Source organism: Bradyrhizobium sp. LB8.2 (assembly GCF_040548035.1).
In the GTDB taxonomy this organism is placed as follows: domain Bacteria; phylum Pseudomonadota; class Alphaproteobacteria; order Rhizobiales; family Xanthobacteraceae; genus Bradyrhizobium.
In genome coordinates, this window is record NZ_JBEPQV010000005.1 from 93,495 (window position 1) to 106,650 (window position 13,156).

A 13,156-nucleotide genomic window follows, 5' to 3' on the forward strand; every position below is an offset into this window, starting at 1 on the left:
GCGGCATCGCCGGAGAATCGGAGCCCATCGGTGGGGTTGACGCGGGTCGATAGCACGGGAGGGTGACGAATCAAAGCAAATCGGACCGCCGGCCAGCCATGCACAGGCCTTTTTAGGCAAGTTCAGCGCGGATAGCCCCGCGGCCCGTGCCGGCGGATGGCGTCCACGACGTCCCCGTGCCGGTAGATCATCGCGATCTCCGGCGCAGGGGCGCGCCCATCTGGGGTCACGCTGGATTTAGGTGCTATGCGTTGATCCGCAATGGTCGCGGGTCGGCGGCGGTGATAAGCCGCAACTCCGCCCTTCCTTCCGATTTCCATTACCAATTCGTCATGGTCGACAAGCAACGCGTCATTCCACTGATCGTGGCCACTGCTCTCTTCATGGAGAACATGGATTCGACGGTCATCGCCACATCGCTGCCGGCGATCGCGGCCGACATCGGCACCAGCCCGTTGACGCTCAAGCTCGCGATCACCTCCTATCTGCTGTCGCTTGCGGTGTTCATCCCGGCGAGCGGCTGGACCGCCGACCGGTTCGGCGCGCGCATGGTGTTTGCGATCGCGGTCGGCGTGTTCATGGTCGGCTCGGTCGGCTGCGCGCTCTCGACATCCGTCAACGATTTCGTGTTCGCGCGCATCCTGCAAGGCATGGGCGGAGCGATGATGACCCCGGTCGGACGCCTCGTGCTGCTGCGCTCCGTCGACAAGAGCGCGCTGGTCAATGCAATGGCCTGGGTGACGGTCCCTGCCCTGATCGGCCCCGTGATCGGGCCGCCGCTCGGCGGCTTCATCACCACCTATACGTCGTGGCACTGGATATTCCTGATCAACATCCCGATCGGGCTGCTCGGCATCTTCATGGCCTTGCGCTTCATTGATCCCATCAAGAGCGAGGAACGTGAGCCGTTCGACCTCTACGGCATGGTGCTGGCGGGCCTCGGCCTCGCCGGCATCGCCTTCGGGCTGTCGGTTGCCGGTCTCAATCTGCTGCCGTGGAGCACGATTGCCGCCCTGGTCGTCGGCGGATCGATCTCGATGACGCTCTACGTCATTCACGCGCGGCGGACGGGATCGCCGGTGCTCGACTTCTCGCTGCTGAGGCTTCCGACGCTGCGCGCGGCCATTCTCGGCGGGTTCATATTCCGGCTCGGCATCGGCGCGCTGCCGTTCCTGTTGCCGCTGCTGATGCAGATCGGCTTCGGCCTGTCGCCGTTCAAGTCCGGTCTCGTCACGTTCGGCTCTTCGCTCGGCGCCATGGGCATGAAGGCGCTCGCCGCACGCATCATCCGCGCGTTCGGCTTCCGCAATCTGATGACGGTGAACGCACTCGTCAGCGCGGTTTTCCTCGCCGCCTGTGCGCTGTTCACGGTGACGACGCCGCTGCTCATCATCATGATCATTCTGGTGATCGGCGGCTTCTTCCGCTCGCTGGAATTCACCGCGATCAACACGGTGGCCTATGCCGACGTCGAGACCGCGCAGATGAGCCGCGCCACCACGCTCGTCAGCGTCAACCAGCAGCTCGCGATCTCGGCCGGCGTCGCCGTGGGTGCCGCCTCGGTGGAGACCACGATGTGGCTCAGCCATGTCAGCGAGCTCAACGCCACCGTGTTTGCGCCGGCCTTCGTCGTGATCGCCCTGACCTCAGCTGCGTCGAGCTGGTTCTTCTGGCAGATGCCCGATGATGCCGGCCACGAAGTCTCCGGCCGCAAGGCGGTCGAGATCGCGAGCCGCAAGGGTGCGGGCAAGGGCGCGGCGAGTGCCGCCATCAAGGCAGCGACGGAGGATACCCAGGACGCGCGGGATCAGCGGCTGGGGTAGTCTCTCTTCTCGCCATTGCGAGCAGTGACGGAGTTTGTTGCTATTCCGTCGCCCCGCCCCGAAATCCCGTCGCGAGCACGTAGCGCTCCGAGGAATCCGCACGGCTTGCGGCAGGCTTGACGTGACGCACCGTCGCAAAATCGCGCTTGAGCTGAGCGAGCAGCTCGGCGTCGGCGCCGCTCTGGAACGCCTTTGCCAAAAAAGTTCCGCCGGGCTTCAGCACGTCGCAGGCAAAGGCGGCGGCGGTCTCGATCAGGCCGACGATGCGGAGCTGGTCGGTCTTGCGGTGGCCGGTGGTGTTGGCGGCCATGTCGGACATCACGACATCGGCGCCGCCGCCGAGCATGGCCTTGAGCTTGTCCGGCGCGTCATTGTCCATGAAATCGAGCTGAGCGAACTCGACGCCGGCAATCTCGGGGATGTCCAACAGGTCGATCGCGATCACCTTGCCCTTGCCGTCGACGGAGCCGACGCGCTTGGCAGCGATCTGGCTCCAGCCGCCCGGCGCAGCGCCGAGATCGACCACCGCCATGCCGTGCTTGAGCAGCCGATATTTGTCGTCGATCTCCAGCAGCTTGAACGCGGCGCGCGACCGATAGCCCAGCGCCTTCGCCTTGATGACATAGGGATCGTTGAGCTGCCGCTCCAGCCAGAGCTTCGACGACAATTTGCGCTTGCCGTGGGTCTTGACCTGGACGTGCAAGCGGCCGGTGGTGTCCTTGGCCATCTCACCAGCTCCTGAGTGCGCCGTCTTCGCGCATCATCTCGACCAGCATGCCCTCGCGCAGGCCCCGGTCGGCGACGCGCAGGCGCGACAGCGGAAAGGCGCGGCGGATCGCATCGAGGATGGCGCAGCCGGCCAGCACGAGATCGGCGCGCTCGACGCTGATGCAGCTGTTGCCGGCGCGTTCCTCGTAGCTCATGCCGAGCAGCATGTTGATGGTCGCGGTGACGTCGGTATCATTCATCCAGATGCTGTCGATCCGGCGCCGGTCGTAGCGCGCGAGCTTGAGATGGATGCCGGCAAGCGTCGTCACCGTGCCCGACGTGCCGAGCAGATGCATGTCGGCAAGATCGCCGCCATGCTGTTCGGCAAACGGCGTGATGTGACGGGCGACCTCGCGCTCCATCGCAGCGTAGATCTCCGGCGTCACGTCGCGCCCGCCGAATTGCTCGGCCAGTGTGACCACACCGAACGGAATCGACATCCAGGCTTTTATGCGTGGCTCCGGATTCTCCGGGTCGCGCTCGATCCGCACCAGCTCGGTCGAGCCGCCGCCGATGTCGAACAGGATTGCGCCGCGCCCCCTGGGATCGACCAGCGGCGAGCAGCCGAGCACGGCGAGCGCCGCCTCGGTCTCGCGGTCGATCACCTCGAGCTCGATGCCGGTCTCGGCCACGACGCGGCTGCGAAAATCCTCCGCATTCGAAGCCGCACGGCAGGCCTCGGTGGCGATCAGCCGCAATCGCTTGGCTTTGCGCAGATTGATCTTGTCGCGACAGATGCCGAGCGCCACGACGGCGCGCTCGATCGCGGCCTCGCTGATGCAGCCGGTTGCCGAGACACCCTCGCCGAGCCGGATGATGCGCGAGAACGAATCGACCACGCGAAAGCCGTCATGGGTCGGACAGGCGATCAGGAGCCTGCAATTGTTGGTGCCGAGGTCCAGCGCCGCATAGACGCCGGTTCCCGGCGCTTGCGCGCCGACGGCCGGTTCCGTGGCAAACGCCACCGCCGCCATCGACCCCAGCTCACCGTGCGGCGCAAGGCCGTCGCGGAGCCGCGTGTGGTCATTCATACAAATTGTCTTTCCGCGGCCGGGTGGGCCGAGCTGGAATTGCTTTTTCGCCTGAAACATTAGCAGTGCGTCAGTCCTGCGCAACAACGCATCACATGGGACCATGCCCATTCGTGCGTTGTCGTGAACGGGCCGGTGGGTTATCTCAGCAGGATCCGGTCCCCCCTGGCGCGAAAATGCGCAAATGCCGGCTTTTCAGGTCATTTCCATGCAAGAACACACCAAATCATCCACGCTCGAAAACGCTATTGCACTGCAAAAATACGGCGTCGGGCAGCCGGTCCGCCGCAAGGAGGACGACACGCTGGTGCGCGGCAAGGGCCGCTATACCGACGATTTCAACCTGCCCGGCCAGGCCCATGCCGTCGTCGTCCGCTCCACCCATGCCCATGGTGTCATCCGCGGCATCAACACCGACGCCGCCAAGGCGCTGCCGGGCGTGCTCGGGGTCTGGACCGGCACGGACCTCGATGCGGCCGGCTACGGCCCCTTCACCTGCGGCCTGCCGCTGAAGAACCGCGACGGCTCCCCCCTGCGCCAGACCAACCGCCAGCCGCTGGCGACCGACAAGGTCCGCTTCGTCGGCGATCCCGTCGCCTTCGTGGTCGCGGAGACGCTGGCCCAGGCGCGCGACGCGGCCGAGGCGGTCGAGCTCGACATCGAGCCGCTGGCCGCGGTGACCGAGCCCGAGGACGCCGCAAAACCCGGCGCGCCGCAACTCTACGACCACATCCCGAACAATGTCGCGCTCGACTACCATTATGGCGACATCGAGAAGGTCAACGCCGCCTTCGCCGGCGCCGCTCACGTGACCAAGGTCGACATCGAGAACACCCGCGTCGCCGTGGTCTCGATGGAGCCCCGCGTTGGCCTTGCCTCCTACGACAAGAAGACCGAGCGCTACACCATCCAGATGCCGACGCAGGGCGTCGCCGGCAACCGCGCCAACCTCGCCAAGAACCTGAAAGTGCCGAACGAGAAGGTGCGCATCCTCACCGCCAATGTCGGCGGCTCCTTCGGCATGAAGAACGTCAACTACCCCGAATACATGTGCATCCTGTACGCGGCCAAGGAGCTCGGCCGCCCGGTGAAGTGGCTGGACGAACGCTCCACCAGCTTCTTGTCCGACAGCCACGGCCGCGCGCAGAAGATTCATGCCGAGCTGGCGCTTGACGCCGAGGGGCATTTCCTCGCGGCAAAGCTCGAAGGCTACGGCAATCTCGGTGCCTACATCACCGGCGTTGCGCCCAGTCCGCTCTCGCTCAACACCAGCAAGAACTTTTCCAGCGTCTATCGCACACCGCTGATGGCCGTCGACATCAAGACGGTGCTGACCAACACCACGCTGATGGGCGCCTATCGCGGCGCCGGCCGGCCCGAGGCCAACTACTACATGGAGCGGCTGATCGACCGCGCCGCCGACGAGATGGGCATCAACCGCCTGACGATGCGCAAGCGCAACTTCATCAAGCAGAACCAGATGCCGTTCGCCGCCTCCTCCGGCGTCACTTATGACAGCGGCGACTTCCAGGCTGTCTTCAACAAGGCGCTCGAAATCTCCGACCACGAGAATTTTGCCAAGCGCAAGAAGGAGAGCAAGAAGGCCGGCAAGCTGCGCGGTATCGCCGTCGGCTCCTATCTGGAGGTTACGGCACCTCCCGGCGTCGAGCTCGGCAAGATCGTGTTCGATCCCGACGGCTCCGTGCAGCTCATCACCGGCACGCTCGATTACGGCCAGGGCCACGCATCCGCATTCGCGCAGGTGCTGTGCGCGCAGCTTGGCGTGCCCTTCGACAGCGTCAAGCTGGTGCAGGGCGACAGCGACATCGTCCACACCGGCAACGGCACCGGCGGTTCGCGCTCGATCACCGCGAGCGGCATGGCGATCGTGGGGGCCGCCAAGCTCGTAATCGAAAAGGGCAAGCGTGCCGCTGCGCACATGCTGGAAGCGTCCGAAGCCGACATGGAATTCGCCGACGGCAGCTTCACGATCGCCGGCACCGACCGCAGCATCGACATCATGGAGCTCGCCAAGCGCCTGCATGACGGCAAGACGCCGGAGGGCGTGCCTGACAGCCTCGACGTCGACCACACCAGCGAACCGGTGCCCTCGGCCTTCCCGAACGGCTGCCACGTCGCCGAGGTCGAGATCGACCCTGACACCGGCGTGGTGCAGGTCGTCCAGTACAGCGCCGTCAACGATTTCGGCACGGTGATCAACCCACTGCTGGTCGCGGGCCAGCTCCATGGCGGCGTCGTCCAGGGCATTGGGCAGGCGCTGATGGAGCACATCCGCTACGACGAGAGCGGCCAGCCGATCACGGGCTCGCTGATGGACTACGCCCTGCCGCGCGCCGAGGACGTTCCGTTCATGACGGTCGGCGACCACCCCGTGCCGGCCACGACCAATCCGCTCGGCAGCAAGGGCTGCGGCGAAGCCGGCTGCGCCGGCAGCCTGTCGACGGTCGTGAACGCAGTGATCGACGCCCTCTCCGACTACGGCATCAAGCACATCGACATGCCGCTGACCCCGGAGCGGGTGTGGCGCGCGATCCAGGATGCGAAGGCGGCGTAAGGCTGCGTAATCTCCGCGTCCACAACTGTCATCGCCCGCAAAAGCGGGCGATCCAGTATTCCAGAGGCGGCGCGGCTAGAATCGAGAAGCCGCGGCGTACTGGATGCCCCGCCTTCGCGGGGCATGACAGCGCGTGTTGTTACGCCGCCGCCTGCGCTCGCGGCTGGTAGATCGCGGTGTGCTGGCAATGCGCCAGCGGCGTCGTGCCGTTGGCGACCACCAGCGCGTCGAGCTCGACGAAGCGGTGGCCTTTCTTCTCGTAGTTCGCGGTGACTTTTGCCCGCGCGGTGATCTCGTCGCCGACGCGTGCGGCTGACAGCAGCTGCATGCGGCTGCCGACATGAATCCACGGGCCCAGAATGGTGTTGTCCACCAGCACGCGGTTCATGACGCGCTGGATCAGGCCGGGATGGCCAAGCCCCTCGCGCGCGAAGATCGGATCGGGCTCCCTGATGTCGGCGAGGTAGTCGGCTGCATCCTGCCCGGCCCAGCGCCGGGGCGTCGTGCCCAGCCAATTTCCGGTTTCGAAGGTCGCTGCGCTGACTGGCTTACGCTCGGCCACAACAGGCGCCGCGATATACTCGCTCAACGACACCGCAGTCGCGGCGGCCGCCGGCAGCGTTGCCGTCCCGGTGGCGCAGAGCTCGGTGCGGCTGAACACCTCGATCGTGAGCAAGCCATTGTGCTCGGTCGCATCGACATCGGCGGTCTCGCCGTCATAGACCGGCTTGATGAAGCGCGCTTCGACCAGCCCGCGCGACAGGAAATCGCGGCCCCAGCGCGCCACCGGCACGTGCATCATGTAGGCGAAGACATCGACGCCCGGAACCAGCCCGCCGGAAAAGCCGAAGCGGCGCGCCACATTGTCGTCATGCATCTTGTTTTCGGATTGCTTTGCAGTGTTGTAGGCCACGACGCGATGGGTTTCGAGCCGGTTCGGCATGGGGTCACCTTCCCTCAATTCTTGCTCTGAATTCTTGTTGTTGCGGACCGATCGTAGGCCTTGAGGAACCGGGGTCAATCCCCTCGCCTTTGCGGCCCGGATGGGGTACCACGCGCGGGCTGCGGAACCGCTTCGCAAGCCCCATCTACGGATAATGACGAACCCTCAAAACACCACCCGCATCTACGTCGACGCCGACGCCTGCCCCGTCAAGGACGAAATCTATCGCGTCGCCGGCAGGCACGGCTTGCCCGTGAGCGTGGTCGCGGGCAATTTCATCCGCGTGCCGCAGGACCCGCTGATCGAGCGGGTGGCCGCGGGCGCCGGTATGGATGCCGCCGACGACTGGATCGCCGAGCGCGCGGGGCCCGGCGATATCGTTATTACCTCGGATATTCCGCTCGCGAGCCGCTGCGTGAAGGCCGGCGCCGATGTGATTGCATCCAACGGCAAGCCGTTCACGGAAGAATCGATCGGGATGACGCTCGCGGTCCGCAACCTGATGACGGATTTGCGCTCGGCGGGCGAAGTCACGGGCGGCCCGAAATCGTTTGCACCACGCGACCGCTCGACGTTTCTGTCGACGCTCGACCAGACCATCCGCCGCATTCAGCGCCGCCGCGCCGACCAGGCCGCAACAAGACAGGACTGAGACACCGCATGGCGCCACCGCTGATTCAACTGCGCGATATCAAGCTGACCTTTGGCGGCACGCCGCTCCTGGCGAACGTCGAACTGTCGGTTTCGACCGGCGAGCGCGTCTGCCTGATCGGCCGCAACGGTTCGGGCAAATCGACGCTGCTCAAGATCGCTGCCGGCCTGGTCGAACCGGATGGCGGCAGCCGTTTCGTGCAGCCCGGCGCCACCATTCGCTACCTGCCGCAGGAGCCCGATTTTGCCGGTTTCTCCACCACGCTGGCCTATGTCGAGGCCGGCCTCCATGCCGGCGACGATCACTATCAGGCGCGCTATCTGGTCGAACAGCTCGGCCTCAGCGGCGAAGAAGACCCGGCGCATGTCTCCGGCGGCGAAGCGCGCCGCGCCGCGCTGGCGCGCGTGCTGGCGCCCTCGCCCGATATCCTGCTGCTGGACGAGCCGACCAACCATCTGGATCTCACGACCATCGAATGGCTGGAGGGCGAACTGGAGAGCCGCCGCTGCGCGCTGGTGATCATCAGCCACGATCGGCGCTTCCTGAGCAATCTCTCGCGCAGCACCGCCTGGCTCGACCGCGGCCAGATCCGGCAGATCGACCGCGGCTTCAGCGCCTTTGAGGCCTGGCGCGACGAGGTGCTCGCGGAGGAAGAGCGCGACCAGCACAAGCTCGACCGCAAGATCGTCAACGAGGAGCACTGGTTGCGCTACGGCGTCTCGGGCCGCCGCAAGCGCAACGTCAAGCGGCTTGGAAACCTGCACGCGCTGCGCGACCAGCGCCGCACCCATCGCGGCGCGACGGGCAACGCCAACCTCGCGGCTGCCGAAGCCGACAAGTCCGGCAAGCTCGTCATCGAGGCCAAGAATATCAGCCGGTCCTATGGCGAGCGAAAGATCGTCGACGGTTTCTCGATCCGCGTCCAGCGCGGCGACCGCATCGGCATCGTCGGCCCGAACGGCGCCGGCAAGACGACGCTGATCGAGATGCTGACCGGCGGCAGCGCACCGGACAGCGGCAGCTTACGGCTCGGCGCCAACATCGAGATGGCGACGCTCGACCAGCACCGCGAAAGTCTCGATCCCAAATCGACGCTGGCCGAGGCGCTGACCGGCGGCCGCGGCGACCACGTCATGGTCGGCGGCAAGCCAAAGCATGTCGTCAGCTACATGAAGGACTTCCTGTTCGCCCAGGAACAGATGCGCACGCCGCTGGAGGTGCTGTCCGGCGGCGAGCGCGGCCGGCTGATGCTGGCACGCGCGCTGGCGAAGCCCTCCAATCTCCTGGTGCTGGACGAGCCGACCAACGACCTCGATCTCGAGACCCTCGACGTCCTCGAGGAAATGCTCGGCGACTACGAGGGCACCGTAATTCTGATCAGCCATGATCGCGACTTTCTCGATCGCGTGGTGACGTCCGTGATCGTGCCCGAGGGCGATGGGCGCTGGCTCGAATATGCCGGCGGTTACACCGACATGCTGGCCCAGCGTGGCGTCGACTTGAAGCGCGCGACGGCGAAAGCCGCCGAAGAGAAGAGAGAGACGCGGTCAGCAGCACCTTCCGGCGTCACGAAACGACGGTTGACGTTCAACGAGCAACACGCGCTGGAGACGCTGCCCAAGACCATCGCCAAACTGCAGGCCGAAATCGCCAAGCAGCAGCGGTTCCTTGACGACCCCGATCTGTTCCGCAAAGATCGCAAGCGCTTCGATCAGGCCTCCGACGCTCTGACGAAAGCGCAAGGGGAACTGGCCGAGGCCGAGGACAAATGGCTGGAGCTCGAAGTGCGGCGCGAAGAGATCGAGAAAGCTTGACCCATGACAACGACACTCGCTGCAAAAATTGCCCGCGAATACGGCACGCCCTGCGCCGTCATCGACATGGACAAGGTCGAACGCAACATCGCGCGCATCCAGAAGGCCTGCGATGACGCGGGTGTCGCCAACCGTCCCCACATCAAGACGCACAAGAATCCGACCATCGCGAAGATGCAGATCGCGGCCGGCGCGAAAGGCATCACCTGCCAGAAGCTCGGTGAAGCCGAGATCATGGCCAATGCCGGCATCGATAATATCCTGATCAGCTACAACCTGCTCGGCGACGAGAAGATGGCGCGGTTAGGGGCGTTGCAGGCCAAGGCCAACATGACGGCCGCCGCCGACAACTCGACCGTCGTCGCCGGTCTGCCCAAGGCCGCCGCTGCGTCGGGCCGACCGCTGTCGGTCGTGGTCGAATGCGATACTGGGCGCAAGCGCGCCGGTGTTGAAACGCCGGCAGAGGCGATTGCGCTCGCGCGCGAGATCGCCGCGTCCAAGGGGCTCGAGTTCGCCGGCTTCATGCTGTATCCGACCGAGACCGGCTGGGCGGACGCGCAAAAGTTCTACGACGAGGCCCTGGCCGGCGTGCGCGCGCACGGGCTGGATGCAAAAATCGTCTCGACCGGTGGCACGCCAAACCTGAAGAATCTCGGCAAGCTCAAGGGCGGCACCGAGCACCGCTTCGGCACCTACATCTACAACGACCGCATGCAGGTCGCCGCCGGCTCCGCCACCTGGGACGATTGCGCGCTGCACATCTATTCGACGGTGGTCAGCCGCGCCGCGCCCGAACGCGGCATCCTCGATGCCGGTTCAAAGACGCTGACCACGGACACCGGCGGCCTCGACGGCCACGGCCTCATCCTGGAGCACCCCGAAGCCAAGATCGCGCGCTTCGCGGAAGAACACGGCTTCCTCGACCTCTCCCGCAGCAACACGCGTCCGAATGTCGGCGACATCGTGCGGATCGTGCCCAATCATGTCTGCGTCGTCGTCAACATGATGGACGAGGTGGTGATGGTGCGCGGCGAAGAAATCATCGGCACGCTTCCAGTCGCGGCACGGGGGAAGCTGCGGTAGGGGCTTCGACGATTCCACAGCCGTCATTGCGAGGAGCTCTTGCGACGAAGCAATCCAGACTACCTCCGTGGAGGATTCTGGATTGCTTCGCTACGCTCGCAATGACGGTGTTTAGCGGTCGAGCCACTTAAGCACACCCCTACCCGCCGCAGCCCCCGTCGCGAACGAGGCCTGAAGCAAATAGCCACCAGTCGGCGCCTCCCAGTCCAGCATCTCACCGGCTGCGAACACGCCCGGCAGCTTGCGGATCATGAAGTCCGCGTCGAGTTCGTCGAACGATAGCCCACCGGCGCTGGAGATCGCGCGCGCGATCGGCGCCACGCCTGCGAGCTTGATCGGCACGGCGTTGATCAGCTCCGCCGATCGTTCAGCCGACATTGCCGACAACGATTGACCCGCACCGATGGCGGCTTCCTGTAACAGCCCGACCGCAACGGGCGACAGCTGCGCAGCCTTGCGCAAGAAGTTGGAGAATGATTGCTTGCCGCGCGAGGCGGACAGACGCTTGACGAGTTCGCCATGATGGACGTCCGGCCGCAAGGCGACGTGCAGGACCGCTTCGCCGTTCGCCGCAATCGTCTCGCGCAGTTCGGCCGACAATGCATAAATCGCCCCGCCCTCGATCCCGCCGCTTGTGATGACGGCCTCGCCGCGCGCGCGGTGCGGGCCGAAGGACAGCGCAGCACCCTTGAGCGGCTGGCCTTCGAAGCGCGTGCGGAAGATTTCGGACCAAGCGACGATGAAGCCGGAGTTCGCAGGCCGCAGCGGCGAGATTGAAATGCCTTTGTCGGCCAGGATCGTCGTCCAGCCGCCATCGGAGCCCAGTCGCGGCCAGCTTGCGCCGCCGAGTGCCAGCACCGTGGCGTCTGCGGCGATGGCGGCGGCGCCGCCGGGTTTTTCAAAGACTAGCCGTCCCTCCCCGTCCCAGCCCATCCAGCGATGGCGAAACGCAAAGCGCACGTCGGCGGCATCGAGCCGTCGCAGCCAGGCCCGCAGCAAGGGCGAGGCCTTGAACGCTTTCGGAAACACACGCCCGCTGGAGCCGACAAACGTCGGCTCACCCAGCGCCTCGCTCCAGGTACGCAAGGCGTCAGGTGGAAACGCTTCGATCGCCGCGTTCAGTTTCGGCGCCGCCTCGCGATAGCGCGCCATGAACTGCGGCAACGGCTCGCTGTGGGTGAGATTGAGCCCGCCGCGGCCGGCTATCAAGAATTTGCGGCCCGCAGACGGCATCGCGTCGTAGACGGTGACGCGAGCACCGCCTTGCGCCAGCACTTCGGCCGCCATCAGCCCGGCAGGACCGGCGCCGATGACGGCGACGCCTGTCAGAGTTTTACCCCGGCGCGCGCCGCGGCCTGCGCCACGTATTTCTGCGTCTGCTCGAACGCGCCCTGCAGCGCCTTCGCCTTCGACATGTCGCTGATCTCGGCGAAATGCGCGGCGACCGCGTCCGGGGTCCACTCGGACTCCGGCAGATTGACGCCTTCGCTCTCGACGATCTTGATCACTGCGAAGGATCCGGCGCCGGCGCCCATGATAGTGCGCGTGGGCGCGTCCTCGCTGAGCATGTACTCGACTGCGGGCGTGATCGCGTTCGGCTTCATCAATTGCAGCGCCTGCGGCGGGAGCAGCTCTTCCGTCATGCGGGTTGCCGCCGTCGGCGAGATGATGTTGACGCGGATGTCGGTCTTGCGGCCCTCTTCCGCCAGCACGTTCATCAGGCCGACCATGCCGGACTTGGCCGCACCGTAATTGGCCTGGCCGAAATTGCCGTAGAGGCCGGAGGACGACGTGGTCAGCACGATGCGGCCGTAGCCACGGTCGCGCATGCCGGCCCAGGCCGCCTTGCAGCAATAGAAGGTGCCGACGAGGTGCACGTCGAGCACCTTCTGGAAATCGGCCGCTTCCATCTTGCCGAACGATTTGTCGCGCAAAATGCCGGCGTTGGCGCACAAGAGGTCCACGCTGCCCCACTCCCTGGTGGCGCGCTCGACCATGGCGGTGACCTGCTCGAAATTCGAAACGTCGGCGCCGTCGGCCATCGCGGTGCCGCCGGCCTTGCGGATTTCCTCGACCACGGCTTCCGCGGGCGAGTGCGAACCGCCGCTGCCATCGCGCGCGCCGCCGAAATCGTTGACTACGACTTTCGCACCGCGGCTCGCCAGCCCCAGCGCATGCGCCCGTCCGAGACCATTGCCCGCGCCGGTAACGATGGCGACGCGTCCGTCGAACCTGATTGCCATTGTGCAGTTCCTGCTTCTTCTTCCTTCTCCCCTTGTGGGAGAAGGTGGCGCGAAGCGCCGGATGAGGGGTCTCTATCGACGGCGGAGCTCGCGGAGAGATACCCTCACCCGGCTTCGCGTTCCGCGAAGCCACCCTCTCCCACAGGGGAGAGGGTGAGAAAGCTCCGCGAGAGATTTGAACAGCTTTTGAGCAGCGATGGCTGGCCGGGTCAAGCCCGACCCGA

General features: G+C 65.6%; 10 protein-coding genes. 5 read left to right on the top strand and 5 right to left on the bottom strand.

Annotated elements, in window-relative coordinates; all coding sequences use genetic code 11:
• The first annotated feature begins 332 nt into the window (after positions 1-332).
• Positions 333-1,823, top strand: coding sequence for an MFS transporter (locus tag ABIB06_RS08650; RefSeq protein ID WP_354046815.1), 1,491 nt, complete (start codon positions 333-335; stop codon positions 1,821-1,823).
• 40 nt (positions 1,824-1,863) lie between these two features.
• On the opposite strand, the gene ABIB06_RS08655 is transcribed toward ABIB06_RS08650, so the two are convergent.
• Together ABIB06_RS08655 and ABIB06_RS08660 are read right to left on the bottom strand one after the other, a co-directional pair.
• A complete protein-coding gene (locus ABIB06_RS08655; protein ID WP_354046813.1) occupies positions 1,864-2,550 on the bottom strand; it encodes an RlmE family RNA methyltransferase in 687 nt (228 codons plus the stop codon).
• A gap of 1 nt (position 2,551) precedes the next feature.
• The gene (locus ABIB06_RS08660; protein ID WP_354046811.1) at positions 2,552-3,622 is read right to left on the bottom strand and encodes a Ppx/GppA phosphatase family protein; all 1,071 of its coding nucleotides are present in this window, start codon (positions 3,620-3,622) and stop codon (positions 2,552-2,554) included.
• Positions 3,623-3,830: 208 nt separating this feature from the next.
• Between ABIB06_RS08660 and ABIB06_RS08665 the strand changes: the two genes are divergently transcribed.
• Positions 3,831-6,197 (top strand): xanthine dehydrogenase family protein molybdopterin-binding subunit, encoded by a 2,367-nt coding sequence (locus ABIB06_RS08665; protein ID WP_354046809.1) that lies wholly within the window; start codon positions 3,831-3,833, stop codon positions 6,195-6,197.
• Positions 6,198-6,336: 139 nt separating this feature from the next.
• Here the strand turns inward: ABIB06_RS08665 and ABIB06_RS08670 are convergent, their stop codons facing one another.
• Positions 6,337-7,140 carry a hypothetical protein gene (locus ABIB06_RS08670; RefSeq protein ID WP_354046807.1) on the bottom strand — a complete coding sequence of 268 codons (804 nt, stop codon included), beginning with the start codon at positions 7,138-7,140 and terminating at the stop codon, positions 6,337-6,339.
• Positions 7,141-7,294: 154 nt separating this feature from the next.
• Between ABIB06_RS08670 and ABIB06_RS08675 the strand changes: the two genes are divergently transcribed.
• The 3 genes from ABIB06_RS08675 to ABIB06_RS08685 are packed head-to-tail and all read left to right on the top strand — an operon-like array spanning position 7,295 to position 10,689.
• Complete coding sequence (locus ABIB06_RS08675; protein ID WP_247506122.1) at positions 7,295-7,792, top strand: YaiI/YqxD family protein; 498 nt, start codon at positions 7,295-7,297, stop codon at positions 7,790-7,792.
• 8 nt (positions 7,793-7,800) lie between these two features.
• Positions 7,801-9,606, top strand: coding sequence for an ABC-F family ATP-binding cassette domain-containing protein (locus tag ABIB06_RS08680; RefSeq protein WP_247446833.1), 1,806 nt, complete (start codon positions 7,801-7,803; stop codon positions 9,604-9,606).
• Positions 9,607-9,609: 3 nt separating this feature from the next.
• Entirely contained in the window at positions 9,610-10,689 is a 1,080-nt protein-coding gene (locus ABIB06_RS08685) for a D-TA family PLP-dependent enzyme (protein ID WP_354046802.1), read from the top strand.
• 111 nt (positions 10,690-10,800) lie between these two features.
• Here the strand turns inward: ABIB06_RS08685 and ABIB06_RS08690 are convergent, their stop codons facing one another.
• Both ABIB06_RS08690 and ABIB06_RS08695 read right to left on the bottom strand, forming a co-directional pair.
• A complete protein-coding gene (locus ABIB06_RS08690) occupies positions 10,801-12,018 on the bottom strand; it encodes a TIGR03862 family flavoprotein (RefSeq protein WP_354046984.1) in 1,218 nt (405 codons plus the stop codon).
• On the bottom strand, positions 12,015-12,932 hold the full coding sequence (locus ABIB06_RS08695) for an SDR family NAD(P)-dependent oxidoreductase (RefSeq protein WP_354046800.1): 918 nt from the start codon (positions 12,930-12,932) through the stop codon (positions 12,015-12,017). The genes ABIB06_RS08690 and ABIB06_RS08695 overlap by 4 nt, the downstream gene beginning before the upstream one ends.
• Positions 12,933-13,156: the final 224 nt, after the last annotated feature.

Coding starts and splice junctions, on each gene's coding strand:
- ABIB06_RS08650 (WP_354046815.1), top strand. CDS start 333: ATGGTCGACAAGCAACGCGTCATTCCACTGATCGTGGCCACTGCTCTC.
- ABIB06_RS08655 (WP_354046813.1), bottom strand. CDS start 2,550: ATGGCCAAGGACACCACCGGCCGCTTGCACGTCCAGGTCAAGACCCAC.
- ABIB06_RS08660 (WP_354046811.1), bottom strand. CDS start 3,622: ATGAATGACCACACGCGGCTCCGCGACGGCCTTGCGCCGCACGGTGAG.
- ABIB06_RS08665 (WP_354046809.1), top strand. CDS start 3,831: ATGCAAGAACACACCAAATCATCCACGCTCGAAAACGCTATTGCACTG.
- ABIB06_RS08670 (WP_354046807.1), bottom strand. CDS start 7,140: ATGCCGAACCGGCTCGAAACCCATCGCGTCGTGGCCTACAACACTGCA.
- ABIB06_RS08675 (WP_247506122.1), top strand. CDS start 7,295: ATGACGAACCCTCAAAACACCACCCGCATCTACGTCGACGCCGACGCC.
- ABIB06_RS08680 (WP_247446833.1), top strand. CDS start 7,801: ATGGCGCCACCGCTGATTCAACTGCGCGATATCAAGCTGACCTTTGGC.
- ABIB06_RS08685 (WP_354046802.1), top strand. CDS start 9,610: ATGACAACGACACTCGCTGCAAAAATTGCCCGCGAATACGGCACGCCC.
- ABIB06_RS08695 (WP_354046800.1), bottom strand. CDS start 12,932: ATGGCAATCAGGTTCGACGGACGCGTCGCCATCGTTACCGGCGCGGGC.